This window comes from Lentiprolixibacter aurantiacus (assembly GCF_026241225.1).
GTDB lineage: Bacteria > Bacteroidota > Bacteroidia > Flavobacteriales > Flavobacteriaceae > Lentiprolixibacter > Lentiprolixibacter aurantiacus.
In genome coordinates this window covers 325,972-348,172 of sequence record NZ_JAPFQP010000003.1, presented here as the reverse complement: position 1 = coordinate 348,172, position 22,201 = coordinate 325,972, and the positions used below count along the sequence as shown (strand labels likewise).

Below are 22,201 nucleotides of genomic sequence, written 5' to 3'. Positions count from 1 at the left end.
AATGGAACCTATTACCACAATAAGCTTTTTCCGTTATAGCTCCTTCTGGTCAAAGGTCTGGGCTTTTAGTATGATGCAGTTTGCCCACCCCAGCCTTGGGAAGGTTAAGGGACTTCGATTTTACAAATTGATGGGCAGCGGGAAAGCTGGTTTTAATCCCTGGCCGGACTGGTCTGTCTATGCCCTGGTCCAGGTCTGGGACAGCCCTGGGGATGCCGAGGCCTTTTTTAATGGAGATCCCCTTATGAAAAAGTACCGTGGAAAAGTGGCGGAAAACATGACCCTTTACTTAAAGACCCTCAAGGTTAAGGGAGAATGGTCGGGTCAGAATCCGTTTCCAAAAAATCAGGACCTGGACCCGGAAAACAAGTATATGGCCGTGATTACCAGGGCTACTATAAAGACAAAATTCCTGTACAGGTTCTGGAAGTATGTGCCCCAATCTCAAAAGAGCCTCATGGAAAACGAGGGGTTGTTATATACCAAGGGAATAGGGGAGGTTCCCTTTCGTAACATGGCTACCTTCAGTATCTGGAAGGACAGGGAATCCTTGCAGGCATTTGCTTACAACGCAACCGGTCACAAAAAGGCCATCGCTTTTACCCACACACTAAAATGGTACAAGGAAGAACTTTTTGCCCGCTTTCAGCCATATAAGGTGGAGGGATCCTGGTCTGGAATACCACCAATGGAACTACATGCCCAGGCTTAGCCTTTCCACAAATAGAAAAAAACAAAGAATATCAGTTGAGATACATAAAGGTGATGGGAGAACAAAGTACTCCCCTTGATCTTCATACCCTGATAGATGGCATGAAAAAGAAAGGCCAGAACAAACCAGCCTATAAAGTTCTGCAGAGGTGCATATCCAATATCCCAATACCAGAAATCGAAACGGGGGGCACTTTCTTCCAGGAAGAAATCCAGAAATACCATTAAAAAAGCACCGCATAAAACTCGTGTCCGGTATGGCTTAAGCCAGGCAGATGCTATAGCGCCTGTGGCAAAGGTGAGAAAGCCCCAGTTTACTCCTATTAGCAGGGGTACGCCTCCCATCTTTGGTCCAAAATTGGCACCGTAGTGGTAGTCTCCGAAAATTAGGCCGTAGTTTACGCCCAGCCATTCTGCAAAAATACTGCCTGTTCCTATCCCAAGGAAAAGCATTCCTTTTTTCAGGGAATCGATGGGAAAAACGAAAATAGTTAAGGCCAGGATGAGCATCATGTTCAGGGGCGTCTTGCTCATAAACCAGTCCTGCTGTCCTACATAAATCCCGGCAATGGCACTCAGGTTAAACAGCCAAAGGAGGAAAATGGAAAAATAGGTAAGGAATTTTCGATTTTCAGTCATTCATCTTTGGGTTAGGAACCATTTCGGATATGATTTTGGCCGACAAAAGGCAGAGGGGTATCCCCCCTCCGGGATGAACCGATCCCCCGCAAAAATAAAGATTGGAAATTTTCCTGCTGAAATTGGGATGCCTCAAAAAAGCCGAAAAGCGCGAGTTGCTGGCAGCTCCGTAGAGGGCACCACGGTATGAACTTGTACTGTTTTGAATGCCAGGAGGATCAAGGATATGCTCTACCGCAATAAGCGGTTCCAGGTCTGTTTTCAATACCTGGTTTAATTTCCGGATGATATTTTTTCGGGCCCTGGACTTCATCTCTGCCCAGTCCTGTCCGTGATCTCCGGGAGCATTGATCATTACAAACCAGTTTTCACAACCGTCAGGAGCATCGGAGGGCCAGTCCTTACTGGTTATGTTGATATAGACAGTAGGGTCATTGCCCAGGGTTTTTTTCCTGAAAATATGATCGAATTCACTTTGGTAATCATTGCTGAAAAAGATGTTATGCAGGTCCAGTTCCGGGAAGGCTTTACTCACACCCCAGTAAAATATAAGGGCAGAACTGGATCTTTCCTGGGCCAGGGTTTTTTCGGGAGCTGGCTGGCTTGGCAGCAGATTCCTGTAGGTAGGATAGATGTCCATATTAGAAACAATCAGATCTGCATTGTGAACCCTATCACCCACCCTTATAGCAGAAGCTTTTCCATGATCTACCAAAATTTCATCCACCTTGCTGTCAAAATGAAAATGAACCCCTTCCGAAACAGCAAGGCGGTAAAGGCTCATCACAATTTCATGCATGCCTCCCTCAGGGAAAAAAGTCCCAAAGAACATCTCCAGGTGAGGTATCATGGACATAATACCGGGGGTCTGATATGGAGAACTGCCGTTATACGTGGCATATCGGTTAAAAAGCTGTACCAGTTTGGGGTGCTTAAAGTAGCGCTGATTAACTCCGTTAAGTGTGCCAAAGACATCCAGGCTTGGCATGCTCATCAGCGCTTTCAGCGTTTTCGCCGAAGTATAGGTTTTGGATTTATGCAGGGACTGTTCAAGGAACAGCGGTGCCGTGAGATCGTACTTCTTTTTATTGCTGCCGATGTATTTCCTGATGGTTTCTTCATCTTCGTCAAAAGCCCTGGCAGCATCTTTTGCAAAATCGTGGGTATTTTTCCTGGCCGTAAAACGGGTTTCATCGTCCCAGAAATATTCACAGAGAATATCCTTTCTCTTGTATTTGAAGTGCAATTCCGGCTGTTTTTCGAACAGCAGAAACAGCTCATCAATGAACTGTGGCATGGTAAACAAAGAAGGACCCAGGTCAAAGCGGTATCCATTGAGGTCTATAGCATGCAGTTTACCACCAGGATAAGGGTTCGCTTCAAAAACGCTGACTTCGTAGCCTTTTTTACACAACCTTAGCGCTGTGGCCAGTCCGCCTATCCCTGCGCCAATTATATGGGCTTCAGGCATTTACTATGACTTTTTGAAGTACTTAAAGGGAACGAAGAGCATACCAAAGCATTCCCCACCTTCTTTGTGGATATTTTTGTGGTGGATCTTGTGCGCACGCCTCACTCCGCGTGCGTACCAGTTGTTGGCCTTTCTGAACATCTTGAACCGTTGGTGGATGAAAATATCGTGAACCAGAAAATAGCTTGCGCCATAGGCCATAATTCCGAAACCGATTGGGTAACCATACCAGAACCATGTATTTGAAGCAATAATTATGAAAGCCATGCTTACGGCAGCATAATATAAAAAGAAGGCATCATTTCGTTCAAACCAGGAGTCGTGATCCTTTTTGTGGTGGTCCTTGTGCAGCACCCATAGAAACCCATGCATTATGTATTTGTGGGTAAACCAGGCCATGAATTCCATTATGCAAAATGTAGCGATAAATATGAGGAACCAAATGGCTAATTCCATATCAAACTAAATTGAGTTTATAATTTACGTACGATTTGGCAAGCAATCCAAATTTTTGATAGTTGGGTACCCGTATGCGCGTATTTTTGATTTGAAGAGACGGTGTCTTCTGAAGTTTTTGCAGTAGTTTGAAATAGTATTTGTAGGCCGTGTACACTCCAAACTTCGCCTCGTGAGGCAATTGGACTATTCCTTCAAAGCCCATCGCAAAATCCTCCTTGATTTCCTGAACAATCCTGGCTTTGGACTCTTCATCGAGTTCCAGCAGGTTTGTGTTCGGGAAATAGGAACGACTCAGGTCTTCGTAATCTGCTTTAAGATCCCTCAGGAAGTTTACTTTTTGAAATGCCGAACCCAGAGCCATTGCAGATTCCTTCAAATCCTCATATTGCTTGTCATTGCCCTTCACAAATACCCTCAGGCACATCAGTCCTACCACATCAGCAGAACCATATATGTACTCCTTATATTCTTCATGGGTACTGTAATCCTTCTTGGTAAGATCCATGCGCATGCTGTTCATAAAAGAATCCACGAGGTGTTTGGGTATGGCGTACTCGTGGTAGGTCTGCTGAAAAGCATTCAATATGGGGTTGAGGCTGATTCTATTGTCCAGGGCCCGTTCAAGGTCCTTTTCAAATTCCTTAAATAGGTTTACCTTATCGTAATCATGAAAGGTATCTACAATTTCGTCGGCAAACCTCACAAAGCCATAGATGTTATAAATATCCTTTCGAATAGAAGGGGCCAGCATACGTGTAGCCAGGGCAAAGGAGGTGCTGTAAGATTCAGTTACAACCTTACTGCATTCATAGGATACGCGATCAAATATTGCCTTCATAATGTGCCTTTCAGTTTAGCTTTTCCATGAGGTTGGAAACCAGTTTCCCTGAAATCAGGGAAGGAGGTACTCCTGGCCCCGGAACAGTTAACTGCCCGGTAAAATACAATGCCTCAACCTTTTTACTCTTTAATCCGGGCCGGAGGAATGCCGTCTGGGAGAGCGTATTAGCCATTCCGTATGCGTTACCTTTGTAGGAGTTGTATTGCTCCTTAAAGTCGTTCACACAGAAGGTGTTTTTAAATATAATGTTATTTTTCACCTTTTGACCGATCCTTTCCTCGAATCTGTTCATGACCAGGTCAAAATATTGTTCTCGCAATTCAGGGGTGTCTTCCAGGCCCGGGGCAATTGGTACCAGGAAAAACCCCGTTTCACAACCTTCCGGAGCCATGGACTCATCAGAAACTGAAGGGAAATTTGCGTAGAACAGCGGATTGGTAGGCCAGGAAGGAGTGTCGTATATCTCTTCGGCATGCAAGTCAAAATCTGTATCGAAGAAGAGGTTATGGTGCTCCAGCCCATCTAATTTCTTGTCAAACCCGAGGTAGAACAACAGAGAGGAAGGTGCAAATGTCTTCTTTTCCCAGTAGCTCTCGGAATACTGCCGGTACTGGTTATCCAGCAGGCTCTCAGTATGCACATAATCTGCGCCACTAAGAATGTAGTCTGCGTCAATATCTTCACCATTTGCAATAAGTCCAATTGCTTTTCCTTCGCTAACCCTGATTTTTTCTACGGTGGAGTTAGTATGAATGCTGACCCCCAACTCCAGCGCCAGGCTTTCCATTCCCTGGATGATCTTGTACATCCCGCCTTTGGGATGCCACGTACCCAGGCCGAAGTCGGCAAAATTCATAAAACTGTAGAAAGCCGGGGTTTTACTGGGCTTAGCACCCAGGAAAAGTACAGGGAACTCCAGTGTGGAAACCAGTTTGGGATTCTTGAAATTCCTACGCACCTCCTGGCTTATATTCTTAAAGAACTGGTCTACCCGCGTAACAGTATCTTTGGTAACGAGCTCAAAAGGGGAGCGGCCAGGCCTGTAAACAATTTCGTTGATGGCAATTTCATAATTGCGCTGTGCTTTGGAGATAAACTTTTTCAGAGGTTTTGAGCTTCCCGGCTCAATGCGCTCGAATTCCCTGGAGATTTTCTCCATGCTATCTCCAATGGTAATGGTATCATCTGCAAAAAAGATCTTGTAGGCCGGGTCCAGTTTTTCCAGCTCGTAGTAGTCAGAAGTTTTCTTCCCGAAATCAGCAAAAAAGCGATCAAAAATATCTGGCATCCAATACCAGCTGGGACCAATATCAAAGGTGAAACCCTCTGCTACCAGCTGCCGTGCCCGGCCACCTACCGTGCTGTTTTTTTCATAAATGGCTACTTCAAAATCCAGTTTGGCGAGATAACAAGCTGCGGACAAAGCTGAAAATCCCGAACCAATTACCGCTACCTTTTTTTTCATAAGTGAAATACCGTTCTCAGTGTATCTAAGTTACAGCAAAGTGCTCAATTGTTCAACTGACTGGAAGGTTTTTATCTGCGGCGGCAGGTCTGCTTCCTGAAGATGTTGTGTTTGCCTGCCCAGGATCCACAGGTGGGATTTACCATCCTCATTTACCTGTTCGTTGAAGTCCTTGATATAGTCATGTAACTGGTCCTTAGTTGGCACTACCGTAAAATAGGAGAGGAAATGTACGTTTTCATAGTATTTTTTAAGATCCGGAAGATTCTCCAGCGGCATGGTCTGGCCAAGATAGACTGTTTTATATCCCTTCAGCAGGATCTCGTAATTAACGAATAACAAACCTATTTCATGTATTTCATTGTCTGGCAGAAAGAGTACAAAAACTTTGTCCTTTTTGGTAGGTTCAATAGTCTGTATCTTTTCGGTGCTGGTATAGATCTTTTGTTTAATCAGATTGGTGATGAAATGCTCATGGGCCGGACTAATGGTATCGGTCTGCCAGAGAAGCCCCAGTTCATTGAGCAATGGAATGAATACTTCCCAGAAAACATCCCGAAATGAGCGGTCTACCAATAGGCTGTTATAGGTGCGTTGAAACATGGCCAGATCAAAATTGATCATGGAAAGTTTAAATGCGTTCATGGCATGGCTCTTGGCGCTGTTTTTAGCTACCAGTTCCCTTACAATCTGCGGGATTTCTTCCTCAGGTATTTTGGCAATCTTTGAGATCTTGTACCCGTTGTTGTACAACAGGGTTACATTCAGAAGCTTTTGAAGGCTGGCAAGACTGTATGTCCTGATATTGGTGCTGGTACGCTCGGGAGATAACAACCTGTAACGCTTTTCCCATATCCTGATTGTGTGTGCCTTTATGCCTGTAAGGTTTTCCAGGTCACGGATACTAAAAAATTTCTTTACGTTGTTCATCTTTTTCATTACATAGTTAAACAAAGCTACTACTTTTTAAAGGAAGTTTCTAATATTTAAGTTAAATTTTAGAAGTATTGGAGATCGGCGGTGTTTATTTTTAATTAAACCGCATTACGGGTCAGGAGTTGTTTAGTAAAATGGATATTTTTAAAGGTTTCAAAAGCTTAAATATGAATTATTCAGGGATTTTATTCGTGATCCTGTTGATCACTTTTGGGTGTCGTGACAAAAAGGAATCAACCACAGAGGAACAGAAACGGGAACCGGTAACTCAGGAAGTGGAATGGATTTCGTTAATGTCTCCCGACTCCTGGCGGGGATATAACCAGGAGGGCCTTCCAGATAACTGGGTTATTGAAGGTGATATAATTGAATGCCTGGGTAAGGCCGGCGATGTGGGTGGAGATATCATTAGCCGGGAACAGTACGGCAACTTTGAACTGCAGCTCGAATGGAAGATCAGTGAGGGAGGAAACAGCGGCATCTTCTATCATGTTGTGGAGTCAGAAAAATACCATTCACCTTATGAGACCGGACCGGAATACCAAATACTGGACGATCTAGGGTTCCCTGGCCCCCTGGAGGAATGGCAGAAAGCGGGAGCGGATTATGCCATGCACCTTCCTAACGACCAGAAGTCATTAAAACCTGTTGGTTCATGGAATTCAACTAAGATAATCTTTAACAAGGGAAAGGTAGAACACTGGCTAAATGGTAAAAAGATCCTGGAGTTTGATAAGTTCAGTGATGACTGGAAACAGCGGCGAAATAGTGGCAAATGGGATGATTACCCCAATTACGGCATGGCCAATAGCGGTCACCTGGGATTGCAGGATCACGGTGCAGGGGTTTGGTTTCGCAATGTGCGGGTAAAAAGGTTGTAGTTAAAACCTCCGATCAGGATGGAATCCGTCCAGCGGCATCGAAGTTTTCTTCCCTGAGATCAACTCGGTGATCAGTTTTCCGGTAGCGGGCCCCATGCTCCATCCCATCATGGCATGGCCAGTTGCCACGTACAGATTAGGAAATTTTGAGGTACGTCCAATGTAGGGTAATCCATCAGGTGAAACAGGCCGGAGTCCGCATTGGGCTTCCGATTGTTCCCTTTCACTAATGCTGAGGTTATTGTAATAAGCGCCAGCAGCTCTGGCAATAGCCCGGACACGCTCCCTTCTTATTTTATTGTTGATGCCAGATAGCTCCATGGTACCGGCAAAACGGGTAAAACCTTTCATGGGGGTTACCGCAACCTTCGTTTCCATAAGAATTGCCGGCATTCGGATTCCGGTATGCCGACTCACATCAATCCGATATCCTTTCCCCGGTTGAATGGGTAATTTAATCCCCAGCTTTCTGGCTAGTAACTGTGACCAGGAACCACTTGCCAGGACCACTTCATCTGCAGCATAACTTTTTTCCGATGTCCTGACCTTTATGACTTTATTTTTACGGGTTTCAAAAGAAGTTACCGCTTCACCTGAGATCAGTTTTACTCCACGCACTTTGAGGTAAGCTTTGAGATTTTCCATGATCTCCGATGGGGTACTGTGGGCGTCGCAAAGGTAATGAACAGCACCCCTGATTTCAGGGCTGAGATTGGGTTGAAGGTTTTCCAGCTCCTCCAAAGTCAATTCACGGACTTCGAGTCCCTGGTCTGATGCTCTCCTGGCTATTTCCCGCTCATGAGCCTCTTCTTTTTGCGTTTTGTAGAGCATGAGCAATCCTTTTTTCTCAAGCTGGAAATCGCCTAATTCACCGCCTGACTGCCAATCGGTGTATAGCTCTTTGCTGAGCAGGTTGAGGTCTTTGATTTGCGGTATTGCCTTTTCAACCCTGGTTTTGGTGGATGAACGATGGAAATACCAGGCCCATTGGATAAAATCGGTATCCAGTCTGGGTTTCATGTAGAAAGGGCTGCTGCTGTTAAACATCCACTTGATCCCCCGGGCCATCATACCGGGGGAGGCCAGGGGTATGATATGGCTTGGGGTAAGATACCCGGCATTTACATAGGATGCACCCCCTGACAGGTCCGACTTGTCCAAAACAGTGACCTCATGTCCTTCTTTTTGCAGGTAGTAGGCTGTGCTCAGGCCTACGATTCCCCCTCCAATAACAATTACCTTTTTCAAAATAAGCGTCTAAATGGGCATACAAGATAAAAAAAGCCCCGGGGAATATACCTCGGAGCTTCTGTGCCCAGGATGGGAGTCGAACCCATACGCCCTAATGGACACATGGCCCTCAACCATGCCTGTCTACCAGTTCCAGCACCTGGGCAGCTGGATTAGCGCGACAAATATAGTGGTAATTTTACATCTGAGGAACTCCCAGTACCTGATTTATGTCATGAATTCTTCCGTAGGATACCTGTAGTTTTGAACTTGTAGCTGTTCAGCTACAGTAAGGTAAACTGTACCCGGTTCTTATGTGTTTAAGCATAGGGCTCCATAACGAGTAAAGAGGAAGTATAGATGAAGTTATCGTCCTTTTTTCTGGCTTTGCTTCTCCTGTTCCAGGGAATGTTTTGGAATTTGGAAGATGCTTCCCGTATTGGTGTCCTTATTGAACATGCAAAATTTCATTCCGAGGCCTATGGAGATAGTTTTATGGAGTTCCTTTCCAAGCATTACGGTGAGTTTCACCAGGAACAGGATCAGCGGCATCAGGAGGAGCAATCGCAACATGAGAACCTGCCCTTGCAGAATCATTCATATGTTCTTGTTGTGGCAGACATCACTTATATGACAACTCATTACCCACTTCAACATTCCGTTGCGGGTAACAATACCCTGCCGAATTTCCATTACCAGATTAACTACGCTTCCCTGACTTGTTCTGAAATTTTTCAACCACCCAGATTAGCATGATCTAGAGTATGAAAACCCCTTACTGAAAGGGAAGAATTCAACGCACATTTGTGGATTATGTTAACAAAAATCATTCAATTTAGTTTACGCAATAAGCTACTTGTTCTTATATCGATCGGTTTTGTAACTGTTTTCGGCATGTATGCACTGACTCAGATCTCGATTGGTGCTGTACCGGACATCACCAACAACCAGGTCCAGGTAATTACTACTTCAAGAAACCTTTCTACCCAGGATATGGAACAATTTGTGACCTATCCTGTTGAACTGGAAATGGCCAATCTCCCTGGAGTACAGGAGATCCGTTCCATTTCAAAATTTGGGTTGTCAGTTGTGACCATTGTCTTTGAAGATGCCATGGGCACATATCTGCCCCGACAATTAATAGCAGAGAAGATCAAATCGGCTAGTGAAAAGATTCCTGAAGGATTTGGGAGTCCTGAAATGGGCCCGATTTCCACCGGACTTGGGGAGATATACCAGTACATTTTAGATACAAAACCTGGCTATGAATCAAGGTATTCCGCCATGGACCTCAGAACCATTCAGGACTGGATTGTAAAGCGACAGTTATCTGGAATCCCAGGAGTGGTGGAAGTAAATACCTGGGGAGGCGAATTAAAGCAGTATGAAATAGCCATCGATCCGGAACAGCTCCAAGCAATGGAAATTTCCATTTCACAGGTTTTCAGTGCCCTTGAAAATAATAACAGCGTTGCCGGTGGAGGATATATTGAAAAACTAAATGACGCTTATTTCATCCGGGGTGAGGGCCTTATTACTTCCCTGAATGATATCGAGAAAACCGTAGTGGCCAATCGAAACGGACAACCAGTACTTGTAGGGGATATCGCTGAAGTGGGCTATGGAAAGGCAATACGTTTTGGTGCTATTACCGGAAATGCACAGGGGGAAAAAGTCCTGGGTCAGGTGATGATGCTCAAGCATGCCAATTCCAAAGAGGTTATCGAAGCAGTAAAGGCAAGGGTTTCCGAGATTTCAGAGACCCTGCCCGAAGGGGTTTATATCAACGATTTTCTGGAGCGAAGCGAACTTATTGGCAAAACAACCACTACGGTCGTGGAAAACCTGATTCTGGGATGCCTTATTGTAGTGTTTGTTGTAGTGCTCCTGCTGGGTAATTTCCGGTCTGGTTTTATAGTGGCCTCCGTTATTCCCCTGAGTTTATTGTTCGCCATATCCCTCATGTATGTTTTTGGAGTTGATGCAAACTTGATGAGCCTTGGGGCGATTGATTTTGGTATCATCATAGACGGTGCAGTGATCATTGTGGAGTACACGTCCAAACGTTTTGCCCGAATGGGAAGCGTAGTTAATCATACCGATGCCCGAGAGGTATCCAACCAGACCGCTTTAATAAGCGCCTCAAAGATGATGAATTCTGCAATTTTTGGTCAATTCATAATCCTTATTGTATTCATCCCTGTGCTTTCCTTAAGTGGGGTAGAGGGAAAGATGTTTCGTCCCATGGCCCTGACCTTCAGTTTCGCATTGCTCGGTGCCATGATACTGTGCCTGACCTATGTGCCAATAATTTCTGCGTTGTTTTTAAAGCCGGGAGCTAAGCAGCACAGCCGGATCTCCAGAAATATCATTCCTTTTCTGGAGCGCCTTTATGATCCTTCTATTGTATGGGCACTTAGAAAAAAGAAGCTGGTTATAGGCATTGCTTTAGCCCTTTTACTAGGCTCAGGATACCTGTTTAGCACTATGGGGGCCGAGTTTGTGCCTACCCTGGACGAAGGCGATTTTGTCATACAGCCTGTGCTGCCTACGGGCACCTCCCTGACCAAAACTATCGAGATTACCACGGAAATCGAAACGATTCTTCTGGATCAGTTTCCGGAAGTAGACCAGGTGGTAACACGTATAGGGGCAGCTGAAGTGCCTACCGATCCCATGTCCATGGAGGAAAGCGATGTGATTATTACCCTGAAACCCAAAAAGGAATGGGTTTCTGCACGTTCCAAGGATGACCTGGCCGAGAAGTTTAAGGAGGCTCTTGCCCTAATTCCCGGAATGGAAGTGGAGTTTACCCAGCCCATTGAAATGCGTTTTAACGAATTGATTACCGGGGTTCGGGCCGATATAGCCATTAAGGTTTTTGGCGAAGACCTTGAGATACTGAGTGCCAAGGCCAATGAAATTAAAACCCTGATCGAAGAGGTTCCCGGAGCAGCGGACATAACGGTAGAGAAAATAGTGGGTCTTCCCCAATTGAATGTGCGATATAATCGTTCCAAACTGGCCCTTTACGGACTGCAGATCAATTCCTTAAACCGGATTATAGAAATGGGGTTTGCCGGTGTCAAACTGGGTACCGTGTTTGAGGGGGAAAAGCGGTTTGATCTCACCCTCAGGCTAAACCAAAGGCATCGTACAGATCTGGAATCGCTTAGGAATCTCTATGTAGATACACCAGGCGGGCAGAAGATCCCGCTGCGTGAGCTTGCGGAAATCACCTTTACAGAAGGAGCAGCCAAGATTGCCAGGGATGACACCAGAAGACGTATAGTAGTAGGGGTAAATGTTCGCAATAGGGACTTGCAGTCTGTGGTCGATGATATTCAGGAACGCATACAGGAACACCTGGAATTACCTGCAGGTTATTCGGTTTCCTATGGAGGTCAGTTTGAAAACCTGCAAAAGGCCAGAAACCGTTTGTTGGTAGCCGTTCCTATTTCCCTGTTACTCATCTTTATCCTGTTGTTTTTTGCTTTCAGGTCTGTTCGTGATACGCTCCTGGTTTACACGGCGATACCTCTGGCGGCTGTTGGAGGAGTTTGGTTGTTGTGGTTGCGCGATATGCCCTTTAGTATCTCTGCAGGTATAGGGTTCATTGCACTTTTTGGGATAGCAGTTTTAAATGGGATTGTATTGATTGAACATTTTAAGGAACTTAAGGAAGAAGGGACTATGAAAATTGAAGATCTGGTAAGAGAGGGTACGCATCACAGGCTTAGAGCGGTATTGCTTACGGCCGCGGCGGCAGCCCTGGGATTTTTGCCCATGGCGGTATCCACAAATGTTGGGGCAGAGGTGCAAAGGCCGCTAGCAACAGTAGTCATAGGCGGACTGGTTACCGCCACATTGCTAACCCTTATTGTGCTGCCTGTATTGTATTCTCTTTTTTCCGGCAAGACTGGCCAGGGATCAAGGGCTAAATCACATATTCCAACAATTTTGCTTCTTCTTGGCCTATTTTGTACGCTACCTGATGCCAGGGCGCAATCCGAACCCCTCGGCCTGGGCGAACTTAAAATGCTGGCCTTTGAGAACAATGCCCATTTGAAATCTGTTGCTCTTTCCAGGGACAGTCAAAAATCCCTGATGGGCGCTGCCTTTGATTTTGATAAAACTCAAGTCTTCTACAGTTATGACCAGAACAATCTGGCCATTAATGGAAAGCCTCTGGAAGTCTACGGTATTCAGCAAGACATAAAGTTTCCATTGCTTTATTTTACAGACCGAAAGGTGCGCAAATCTTTATGGGAACAAGCTGAAAACCAGTTGCAATTGGAAAGGAGGCAACTGGAAGGAGCATTGGCATCTTCCTACTATCAATTGCAGTATATTTCTGCCAAAACAACCATTTACCATTCGCTGGATTCCCTGTTTACAGATATGTCCAGGGCTGCAAGCAGGAGATATGAGCTGGGAGGGACCAATTACCTTGAAAAGGTGTCGGCCAGGGCAAAGCAGCAGCAAATAGCGACTGTTCTGAATACCCTCAGGGAAGACTACCAGGCCCAGCTGGAGCTGATCAACCAATTGGTTCAAACAGAAGATATTCTTGAAATAAGGAATGAACCCCTTGCCAAGCTAACTCCCTTAAATTATCTGGTTGAGGACCATCCCGGGATGAGATATGTGGAAAATCAAAGCCAGTACCTTACTGACAGAAGGAGATTGGAAAGTCAGTCCCTCCTCCCGGATATTTCTTTTAGCTATTTCCAGGGTACCAATTCTACATTAAACAGGCAACTCTACGGTTATCAAATGGGATTTAAAATACCCATTTTATTTCCGGCTAAAACGTCCCGTATACGGGCTTCCCGACTAGCCGAAGAAGCAGGGTTTTCAGAGCTTAGGGATTATCGCATTAGACTGGAATCTGCCTATGAACAGCTGCTCCATAAACTGTCAAGGGACGAAGTAGCACTGGAATATTATGAAAAAGAAGGACAGATACTGGCAGGCGAAATCCAAAAAATGGCCGAATTGGGTTACAGGAATGGTGAACTTGACCTGTTTCAGTACATACAAAGCCTTGAACAGGTAAGTACACTTCGTCTTTCTTATCTGGACCACCTTAACCGGTATAACCAGACGGTAATTGAAATTAACTACCTAATCCTAAAATAGCTAGCACATGAAAAGGGTAAATAGAATTGTTATTTTGTTCTTCAGTATTGGAATTTTATTTTCCTGCAAGGGACGTGAAGAAGGAATTGCAAGGGAAGGAGATGCTCTTCAGGCGGATTCATCTACTGAAGGAATACGGATCAGTGAGGAACAATTTAACTCCCGGAATATGTCGGTTGGCAAACTGGAATCCATTACCGTAAGTGATGTAGTGACCACACAGGGATATGTTGATGTACCTCCCGAAGGCAGGGCTATAGTAAGCGCACCCATGCCCGGATTTGTAAGGAATGCCCCTTATATAGTTGGTGAATATGTAAAACGGGGCCAGCACCTGCTGACCCTGGAAAACCCGGAATTTGTTATCCTCCAGCAGTCCTATCTCGAAGCCCTTGCTCAAAATGCCTATCTGAAATCCGAATATGAACGCGTTAAAACCCTGTTCGAAGAGCAGGTAAGCTCCCGAAAAAACTTTCTTAAGGCAGAAAGCGATTATCGAACGAACCAGGCCCAGATTGTTGGCCTGAAATCCCAATTGGAATTGCTGCAGGTAGATATTGATCAGCTTGAATCCAGCGGAATAAGTTCTCACCTTAAACTCTATGCCCCCATTACCGGCAGTATTACCCGTGTTATGGTGAATCGCGGGATGTACACCCCGCCTAACGAACCACTCTTAGAGCTTGTAAATACAGATCACCTGCACCTTGAACTCGGTGTTTATGAAAGGGATGCCTCCCAAATAATACCGGGGCAGAAAATTCAATTTTACCTCCCGGAAAACCATGAGGAACTTTTTGAAGGGGAAGTATTTAAAGTAGGAAATCAAGTTCAGGAAGAAAATCGGACGGTCCTTGTTCACGGGCATATCCCGGAAAACCTGGCGAGTCGTTTTCCGGTAGGTGCCTACATACAGGCCGAAATTACCCTGGACAGGAAACAGGTTTTCGCATTGCCCGAGGAAGCTTTGCTCAGGGAAGGAGAACATACATATGCTCTAATCGTAAACCGACTACAAGACGGGGGTTACCTTTTGAAAAAAACAGCTGTTAAAACAGGTACAGAACAGTCCGGATTTGTCCCTGTACTTACGGATAGTTCTGATTTGCTGGACAAAGAATTCCTGACCAGGGGTGCTTTTTGGTTTAAAACAGAGGCGGAGTAGTCAGTGAAGGGCCCGGGGGTTCAAACAAAATTGATTTGGCCTGGTTTCACCTAAACAATGATGATAAAAATCATTTTATTAGAACAGGATAACTGTTAGTTTGCTCAGATAATCGGCAGCTATATGAAGACCATCCTCTATGCAACTGACTGCACCCGTCATGCAACCCCGGCTTTGAGATATGCATATAAACTAAGCGAAAAGCTGAACGCCAGGCTTATTGTCCTTTCTGTATATGATTTGCCCCCGGTTTTGGTTTCCACCATCCGGGCACCGAAACATCGTTCCAGGATGGCGGCTGACGAACATATGATGGTACTTCATAATTATTGCTCCCGTTATCTAAAAGACCGAATGAGTGCCGATATAGTCCTTGATGTTGTGGAGAGCCCTTCCATTTCTGATGGAATCCTTAAACGCTGCCATGCATTGCAACCGGATTTGTTCATTATGGGCATGAAAGACGAGCATACCCTGCGGGGGTATTTTTCGGGAAATATAGCCAATGCCATTCTGGCTGAATGTCCCTGCCCGGTAATAATGGTACCAAATCAGTTGAGGTATCGCAAACTCAGAACACTGGTTTATGCAACCGATTTTGAAGAAAGGGATTTACAGGCTATACAGAAACTCGTGAAGATGGCAGCACCCTATGACGCAGAAATCCTGGTGGTGCACATTCCCACCAAAGAGGAATATGCCGGTATGGAACAAATGGAGTGGTTCAAGGAGTTGCTGAACCAACAGGTAGACTATGGTAATATCCGTTTCAATATGATTTTTGCCGATAGTATTCAGGAAGGTTTGGGGGCATATGTACAGGATGTACGGGCTGATCTGCTTGCCATGTTGCAAAGGGACAGTGGTCGTTCATTCTTCAGCAAACTCCTGCATCGCGATCAGGTTAAAATTATGGAAAGCAGGAGCAAAATCCCGATAATGAGCTTTAACGAGCGCTGCCTGCAGAGTTCCCTGTAATTCTCCCATCCTCCATTTCGATTATTCGGTCTGTGCGTTTTGCAAAATCGTAGTCGTGCGTAACCACCAGCAAAGAAAGACCTTCTTCTTCTTTAAGTCTTTTGAATATCTGAAATACGTTTTCGGCATTATAGCTGTCCAGGTTGCCGGTGGGTTCATCGCCCATGAGTATTGAAGGATTGTTGATCAGGGCCCTGGCAATGGCTACCCTTTGTTTTTCACCTCCTGAAATGCGTGATGCCCTTTTTCCGGCCAGATGGGCAATATTGAGCATTTCCAGTTTTTCCATTGCATCGTGTTCAATAGCGGCATCGGACTTTAAAGCCAGTTTCCTGGCCGGCAGCATTACATTTTCCATGACACTGAATTCCGAAAGCAGGTAATGGAACTGAAAAACAAACCCGATGTGTTTATTGCGCAGGTGGGAAAGCTCCTGATGCGGTTTCCCGGTTACCAGTTCTTCGTTCAGATACAGCTTTCCCTCATAATCTGTATCCATGGTGGAAAGGATATAGAGCAGGGTTGATTTACCCGACCCTGATTTACCCATTATGCTTGCAAATTCACCTTTTTTAACTTCAAAGCTGATATCCTTGAGCACATGAAAATTCACCGGTTTACGGAAGTGCTTATTGATCTGATCTGCCTGCAGGACTTTATTCATTATATGCCTTTTAGGTGCCTCTGATAATTTTGACCGGGTCTATTTTCCTGGCCCTGGTGGAGGGCAGGTAGCCGGCTATAAAAGTGGAGATCAATGCAAAGGTAATCCCGATCAGATAGTAACCCGGCTGGTAATTCACGGGAAAAGTGCTGATAGTTGGCAAAGCCTCTGTTTCAAAGGGGACCTGATCGATCAGCCTGGAGAACATAAAGCCAATGATCAGCCCTAAAAGTCCACCAATCACACCAATAATCAGGGCCTGGCTCATAAAGATCAATTGTACGTCCTTGCCGGAAAACCCTGTGGCTTTCAAGATGGCGATGTCTTTCATCTTTTCATAGATGAGCATATTCAGAATGTTATAAATCCCAAATCCGGCTACGATCAGCAGGGTAATTGAAACCGCATAAGTAATGGTGTTCCTTATATTGGTGCCCGTTTCAAATTGTGCGTTGGCTTCCCTTATATCTGTGGCCTTGATATTGAATTTCTTTTCCAGGCTTCTGGCCATTTCTGCTGCTATTTCCAGGTTATGCAGTTTTACGTTGATATCGGTGATGTAATTTTCGGCTTCCCCTTCTATGCGCTGTACGGTCTTTAAGTTGGCATAGCTCTGTATGTTGTCTATGTCAGCAATTCCACTTTGATAAATACCAACAATCTTTAGAGGAAAAACATCACCCCTTATAGTGCTGATCTGCACGCGGTCTCCAATGTCCAGTGACATGGTCTCGGCAAGCCCGGCCCCCAGCAGAATGCCATTGTCTGTATTTTTAAGCGCTTCCGGGCTGCCGGCAATCAGGTAGTCGCTAAAACTGGAAAGGCGATCTTCCTCCATAACTTCGATTCCTGTAAGATTGCCTCCCAGTTCAATAGACCCGGATATGTAAAAGATCTGAGCCCGCAACTGAGGTGTTGCACCCTTTACCTCAGGGTCATTTCGTAAATGATTCAGGATGGGAAGGGCGTTGTGGATTTTGGTCTGGCTCTGTTTGGGCTTAATGGACCTAACAACATTAAGTCCTCCCCGCAATTCCTCATAGAGAGCTACGGGCTGTTTCTCCGAGGGTTCTATTTCATTGTACAAATGGATGTGTGGAGTTTGATTGAGGATAAGGTCGTCCAGCATCTTATTGAGGCCGGTCATAAAACTTACCAATGTAATATAGGCACCAATCCCGAAGGTTACTCCAAGGGAAGCAGTGACTGTTGACTTCATTTTGGTCAGCAGGTGGGTCTTAGCGATGCCGAGTATAACTTTCCAGTTAGTCATTCCCCGGGTTTTAAGATGTGGGTTTGGGTATCCAGTCCGGAAATTATCTCCACACGGTCCAGGTTTTCAATCCCTGTTCGTACTTCTATGATGCCATCCTCGGTTTTCACCTTATTTCCGTCGAACAAATAATCCTTGGGAATGGTAATGACATCTTTCTTCTCCATAATAATAATATTGCCCTCGCCTGCCAAACCGGGATACAAAACTTCTGGTGCGTCAATGAAGAGCGCTTCTATCTTGAATGTTTGCGAGCGTTCGTCCTTCAAGGGGTAAATCTTGTTTATCCGGGCTTCAAAAACTTCTGTATTGTATGCGTCCAGGGTAATCAGGGCCTTTTGTCCCTCTCTGATCTTTACAATGTCTACCTCGTCTACAAGCATTTCAATGACAAATTTATCGGAGCTGCCAACAGCTGCAACCGGTTCCTGGCTGCTCACAAGTTCACCCTGGTTTTTAAACAGCTCGTATACCGTTCCATTGATTTTACTGGTTACAGTAAAGTCTTCTGAGGCAATTGTGGCCGTTTTGTAATTATTTTCTGCCTGGATAAGTTTGGTTTTTAGCTCATTCTTCATCCGTTCATAATTTCCAACAAGCAGTTGCAGGTTGCTGGAAGAGAGTTCAAAGGCAAGTTTGCGGTTATCGTATTCCACTTCCGATCCAATTTTTTGATCCCAAAGTTTTTTTTGCCGGTAATAATTCGCAGAATCGTTCTGCAATTTCAGTCGGGCTGAATTGATTTCATCGCGCATACTGGACAAGACCGCATTATTCCCGCTGTAGTTTTCACGGGCGAGTTCCAGGTTGAGGCGTGCATTTTCCATATTCAGCAAAGGTGTATTGTTGACGATCTGGGCAATGGGATCGCCTTTCCTTACTTTATCGCCCTCTTCCACCAGGTTTTTTTCCAGAATACCCCCAACAGCGGCATAAACCTGATAAAGGCTGTCTGGCTGTACGGTCACCGAAGAGTATACAGACTCTGTTAGCCCGCTGCGGGTAGGGTAGATTTTATCTGTGGAAGTGCCACATTGGGCAAGGCAAATAACTAGGAACAATATCCAAATGGCGAAGAGACGCCTGAATAATTTTTTCATCGGCCGGAATTTTTAGATAACCAGACAGGTAACGTATTACCCCAGCGGTTCCAGCCTACGCTCCAGGCTGGGCTTTCTGCTTCGGCTCATGGGTAGCAGGTTTCCATTGATTTCAACACGTGTACTTGTGAAGTTATCCACCTTCTCTAAATTTACGATATAAGATCGATGAATCCTAAGAAACCGGTCCTGAGGTAGTTTATTAACTATGGCTTTCATCGTGGACAATACTACAACCCTTTCCGTTTTGGTGATTAGCTTCACATAATCCCCCATGGCTTCTACCCAGAGCAGCTCTGAAATATCTACTTCGCGTTTTTGCAGGTCGCATCGGATGGTCATGGACTCCTTTTTTCTGGTCTGATGGAGCACGGTGTATTTTTTCAGTGTTTTTTGTATACACTGCGCGAACCTTAGCGGATTGATTGGTTTCAACAGGTAGTCTGTTACGCCGTAGTCAAAAGCCTTCAGTGCATGATGCGCCGAAGTGGTAATAATGACCGTCTGGGTATCTTCATTCAGGGATTCCATGAAGTTGAAGCCATCTATCATGGGCAGGTCAACTTCCAGCAAAAGGAGATCCACCTTTACTTCTCCCATGCGCCTGTATGCCTCGGTGGGATTGTCATAGGCCCCAACTAACTTAAGCTGGGGTTGTTTGCTTACCAAATGCGCAATGAGCAGGCGCTGAGTAGGTGAGGGATCTAAGATCAGTGTGCCTAGTTTAGGTGTGTTTTTTTTCATGCTGCTCTTTTCAATAGTTCCGAGAAGAATCCTTGCTTACTTTCCGGATCTGGTAATCAAAACTACCTGCAATATATGGTTCCTGAAATGATTATAGTCATATTTTTCGTACAAAATGGAATTCGGCAAATGTTAATTCTATATCTAAAAATGTTTCCTGGTATTTTTTATTACAATAGAATAATAGAGCATAAAATATTGTCAACTTTTTAGCTTCTGAAAGTAAACGCCATTCCGACAATTTAGTCGGCTGGGCAGAAGGACTGCCCATTAATTGGTAAGATTTGGATTGAGCAACATGAGATTTATCATCTTTTTGATGAATGAACCTTTTTAGATTAGCGCACTAACTAATACAAAACGATGAAAGCAACCGCATTTATAGGTAAAATTAGCCAGGGTAAAATAGCTATTATGCCTATGTCCATTGGCCTCGTATATATCTGGTTTGGGACCTTAAAGTTCTTTCCGGGCTTAAGTCCGGCTGAAAACCTGGCTACAGCAACCATCCATAAACTTACCTTTCATGTTTTCTCCGATCAGCTGGCGCTGATCTTGCTGGCCATCTGGGAAGTTTCCATTGGAGTATTTCTGTTGACCAACCTATTTAAGAAGACAGCCTTATACCTGGCCTTGCTTCATATTCTGCTTACCTTTACACCCTTTGTTTTCTTTCCGGAACTGGTGTTCACCAAGGCTCCATTTGGTCTTACCCTGGTTGGACAGTACATTGTCAAGAATCTGATCATCCTTGGCATTTTAGTTGTGCTGATAAAACAGAGAAAAATTCGCCAATAAATCTTATATTTAAGAGGCTGATGATTTAGGTCTTTGGGCAAACTGTAATGTCCTGATAAATATTATGCCCGCCGTGCAATACGGATGACAAAAGTCATGTTATAATATTACCGCAGCTACTATTTTTAATTACGATATAAATTCTTTCACGTATGACTATCAATATTCAGTATGTTCAAATGCCAACCAGTGAATCCATGAGCGCCATTGTTACCAATAAACTCAGGAAGCTGGAGAAAAAGTTCGAATGGATCATTAGTGCAGATGTTTCTTTTAAACTGGAGAACGATCCAACGGGAAAGGGCAAGGTGTGTGAAATACAATTAAGCGCTCCGGGCCCCAGGTTGTTTGCCAAAACAGGCGAGGATAATTTTGAGAAGGCTGCGGCTGCTACAATTAAGGAACTTGAAAGTCAACTAAAAAAACGTAAGGAGGTATTTAACAAACACTGACCCACCCAAGCCATAATTTATGGGAAAAATACTGGTACCGGTAGACTTTTCAGAGCATTCTGCATATGCCCTGGAGGTGGCGGCCTCTATGGCCAGGCATTCGGGCTCAGAAATTGTGTTGCTGCATATGATGGGCCTGTCTGAAGCAGTGTTGACCAAAGACGCTGCTCAGGAGGCTGCCGAAGCACATTATTATATGAAGCTTACCCGAAAGCGGTTCCAGGAATTCCTGGACAAAGACTTCCTGAAAGGGATCAGGGTTCATGAGATGGTCCAGAATTATAAGATCTTCAGCGAGATCAATGAGGTAGCCTTTGAGGTACAGGCCGAACTAATTGTAATGGGCTCTCATGGCACTGGTGGGTTAAGCAGTATTTTTGTTGGCTCCAATACCGAAAAGGTGGTCCGGACGGCGCAGGTGCCCGTGCTGGTTTTAAAGAAACAACGGCCAGGTTATCTTCCCCATCGCGTGGTGTATGCCTGTGATTACAAGTTGGAAAATCTGAAAGGATACACCCAGGCCCTTAAGTTCTTTGAGCAATGGAAAACAGAAATTCACCTGGTTTATGTGAATTTACCCACGGAGCATTTCAAAAGTTCTGAAGAAATTGAAAGGGAACGAGAGTTGTTCTTCAAAGTTGCCCATAATGGAAAGCAACCCCCCGGTATAAATACACATGTGGTAAGCGACTACTCGATAGAAGGAGGTATCTTCTATTTTGCTTCTTTAATTGAGGCAGACCTGATAGCCATGCCAACCCACGGCCGTAGGGGTATGGCCCACTTTTTCAAGGGAAGCATAGGGGAAGACGTTGCCAACAGGGCCGAAATCCCGGTAATTACATTTAAAGTTTAGCTGCTATTTTTCGAATAGTAATTGCAGCCTGGCAAGCAGGATCAGCTCTGATTTGTTCTTATCCGCATAAGCCTTTGCTATGGCATTCGCTGTATCCATGATCAACTTTAGGACCTCATCCGGAAATTCTTCAGGGTTTTCCTTAAAATAAGTATTGAATTCTTCAAAAGCCCGTTCTGCTGTTGTATCTGACCTTCGGGCGTTTTCAAATGCGTGCCAGATGTAATAGGCCATGGAGTATGGAGCTTCAGTAAAGCGGGGTTTCCAGTATTTTTCAATTTCCTTCTTAAGGCGGAGGGTCTCCTCTTCATGCAGGTGTTGGTCCGCTGTGGCCACTGCGTAGAACAACTTGCCCAGATGTTCAAATAATTCGGTATTGATTTTAGTGTTTTCCAT

General features: G+C 44.8%; 21 protein-coding genes and 1 tRNA gene. 9 read left to right on the top strand and 13 right to left on the bottom strand.

Going from position 1 to position 22,201, the window contains the following annotated elements; genetic code table 11:
• Position 1: 1 nt before the first annotated feature.
• Entirely contained in the window at positions 2-712 is a 711-nt protein-coding gene (locus OO016_RS11030) for a DUF3291 domain-containing protein (RefSeq protein WP_266013692.1), read from the top strand.
• On the opposite strand, the gene OO016_RS11025 is transcribed toward OO016_RS11030, so the two are convergent.
• The 6 genes from OO016_RS11025 to OO016_RS11000 are packed head-to-tail and all read right to left on the bottom strand — an operon-like array spanning position 709 to position 6,516.
• Positions 709-1,350: a carotenoid biosynthesis protein gene (locus OO016_RS11025; protein WP_266013688.1), complete on the bottom strand. Its 642-nt coding sequence runs from the start codon at positions 1,348-1,350 to the stop codon at positions 709-711. The two genes, OO016_RS11030 and OO016_RS11025, sit on opposite strands and share 4 nt — an antisense overlap.
• Complete coding sequence (gene crtD / locus OO016_RS11020; RefSeq protein WP_266013685.1) at positions 1,343-2,821, bottom strand: 1-hydroxycarotenoid 3,4-desaturase CrtD; 1,479 nt, start codon at positions 2,819-2,821, stop codon at positions 1,343-1,345. The genes OO016_RS11025 and crtD overlap by 8 nt, the downstream gene beginning before the upstream one ends.
• Before the next feature lie 3 nt (positions 2,822-2,824).
• Positions 2,825-3,277: a sterol desaturase family protein gene (locus OO016_RS11015; protein WP_266013682.1), complete on the bottom strand. Its 453-nt coding sequence runs from the start codon at positions 3,275-3,277 to the stop codon at positions 2,825-2,827.
• A 1-nt stretch (position 3,278) separates the two neighbouring features.
• Positions 3,279-4,118, bottom strand: coding sequence for a phytoene/squalene synthase family protein (locus OO016_RS11010; protein ID WP_266013679.1), 840 nt, complete (start codon positions 4,116-4,118; stop codon positions 3,279-3,281).
• A gap of 10 nt (positions 4,119-4,128) precedes the next feature.
• On the bottom strand, positions 4,129-5,586 hold the full coding sequence (crtID, locus tag OO016_RS11005) for a bifunctional phytoene desaturase/3,4-desaturase (RefSeq protein WP_266013677.1): 1,458 nt from the start codon (positions 5,584-5,586) through the stop codon (positions 4,129-4,131).
• A 30-nt stretch (positions 5,587-5,616) separates the two neighbouring features.
• Positions 5,617-6,516, bottom strand: coding sequence for a MerR family transcriptional regulator (locus tag OO016_RS11000; protein ID WP_266013902.1), 900 nt, complete (start codon positions 6,514-6,516; stop codon positions 5,617-5,619).
• Positions 6,517-6,689: 173 nt separating this feature from the next.
• Here OO016_RS11000 and OO016_RS10995 point away from each other — a divergent pair, with 173 nt between their 5' ends.
• Positions 6,690-7,403: a 3-keto-disaccharide hydrolase gene (locus tag OO016_RS10995; RefSeq protein ID WP_266013674.1), complete on the top strand. Its 714-nt coding sequence runs from the start codon at positions 6,690-6,692 to the stop codon at positions 7,401-7,403.
• Here the strand turns inward: OO016_RS10995 and OO016_RS10990 are convergent, their stop codons facing one another.
• A complete protein-coding gene (locus OO016_RS10990; protein WP_304608105.1) occupies positions 7,404-8,651 on the bottom strand; it encodes an NAD(P)/FAD-dependent oxidoreductase in 1,248 nt (415 codons plus the stop codon). It abuts the gene before it with no gap.
• A gap of 64 nt (positions 8,652-8,715) precedes the next feature.
• Positions 8,716-8,799 (bottom strand) — tRNA-Leu (locus OO016_RS10985).
• A gap of 194 nt (positions 8,800-8,993) precedes the next feature.
• On the opposite strand from OO016_RS10985, the gene OO016_RS10980 reads away from it, so the two are divergent.
• The 4 genes from OO016_RS10980 (at position 8,994) to OO016_RS10965 (ending at position 15,918) form a co-directional block, all read left to right on the top strand.
• A complete protein-coding gene (locus OO016_RS10980) occupies positions 8,994-9,389 on the top strand; it encodes a hypothetical protein (protein WP_266013671.1) in 396 nt (131 codons plus the stop codon).
• Between the two features lie 57 nt (positions 9,390-9,446).
• Positions 9,447-13,775, top strand: a complete 4,329-nt coding sequence (locus OO016_RS10975; RefSeq protein WP_266013668.1) for a CusA/CzcA family heavy metal efflux RND transporter — start codon at positions 9,447-9,449, stop codon at positions 13,773-13,775.
• A gap of 7 nt (positions 13,776-13,782) precedes the next feature.
• Positions 13,783-14,940, top strand: coding sequence for an efflux RND transporter periplasmic adaptor subunit (locus OO016_RS10970; RefSeq protein WP_266013666.1), 1,158 nt, complete (start codon positions 13,783-13,785; stop codon positions 14,938-14,940).
• A gap of 123 nt (positions 14,941-15,063) precedes the next feature.
• Positions 15,064-15,918 carry a universal stress protein gene (locus tag OO016_RS10965; RefSeq protein WP_266013663.1) on the top strand — a complete coding sequence of 285 codons (855 nt, stop codon included), beginning with the start codon at positions 15,064-15,066 and terminating at the stop codon, positions 15,916-15,918.
• Here OO016_RS10965 and OO016_RS10960 read toward each other — a convergent pair.
• From OO016_RS10960 to OO016_RS10945, 4 genes are read right to left on the bottom strand one after another with little or no spacing between them, the layout of a single operon-like run.
• On the bottom strand, positions 15,887-16,582 hold the full coding sequence (locus OO016_RS10960; protein WP_266013660.1) for an ABC transporter ATP-binding protein: 696 nt from the start codon (positions 16,580-16,582) through the stop codon (positions 15,887-15,889). The genes OO016_RS10965 and OO016_RS10960 overlap by 32 nt on opposite strands.
• 10 nt (positions 16,583-16,592) lie before the next feature.
• Positions 16,593-17,855, bottom strand: coding sequence for an ABC transporter permease (locus OO016_RS10955; protein ID WP_266013657.1), 1,263 nt, complete (start codon positions 17,853-17,855; stop codon positions 16,593-16,595).
• Positions 17,852-18,955 (bottom strand): efflux RND transporter periplasmic adaptor subunit, encoded by a 1,104-nt coding sequence (locus OO016_RS10950; RefSeq protein WP_266013654.1) that lies wholly within the window; start codon positions 18,953-18,955, stop codon positions 17,852-17,854. Before OO016_RS10950 ends, OO016_RS10955 begins: the two co-directional genes overlap by 4 nt.
• 36 nt (positions 18,956-18,991) lie before the next feature.
• Positions 18,992-19,699, bottom strand: coding sequence for a LytR/AlgR family response regulator transcription factor (locus OO016_RS10945; RefSeq protein WP_266013651.1), 708 nt, complete (start codon positions 19,697-19,699; stop codon positions 18,992-18,994).
• Between the two features lie 363 nt (positions 19,700-20,062).
• On the opposite strand from OO016_RS10945, the gene OO016_RS10940 reads away from it, so the two are divergent.
• The 3 genes from OO016_RS10940 to OO016_RS10930 all read left to right on the top strand — a co-directional run bounded on the left by OO016_RS10940 (position 20,063) and on the right by OO016_RS10930 (position 21,805).
• Positions 20,063-20,497: a doxx family protein gene (locus OO016_RS10940; protein WP_266013648.1), complete on the top strand. Its 435-nt coding sequence runs from the start codon at positions 20,063-20,065 to the stop codon at positions 20,495-20,497.
• Between the two features lie 152 nt (positions 20,498-20,649).
• Positions 20,650-20,949: a ribosome hibernation-promoting factor, HPF/YfiA family gene (gene hpf, locus OO016_RS10935; protein WP_266013645.1), complete on the top strand. Its 300-nt coding sequence runs from the start codon at positions 20,650-20,652 to the stop codon at positions 20,947-20,949.
• Between the two features lie 19 nt (positions 20,950-20,968).
• Positions 20,969-21,805, top strand: coding sequence for a universal stress protein (locus OO016_RS10930; protein ID WP_266013643.1), 837 nt, complete (start codon positions 20,969-20,971; stop codon positions 21,803-21,805).
• A gap of 3 nt (positions 21,806-21,808) precedes the next feature.
• Here OO016_RS10930 and OO016_RS10925 read toward each other — a convergent pair whose 3' ends face one another.
• A complete protein-coding gene (locus tag OO016_RS10925) occupies positions 21,809-22,201 on the bottom strand; it encodes a hypothetical protein (protein ID WP_266013639.1) in 393 nt (130 codons plus the stop codon).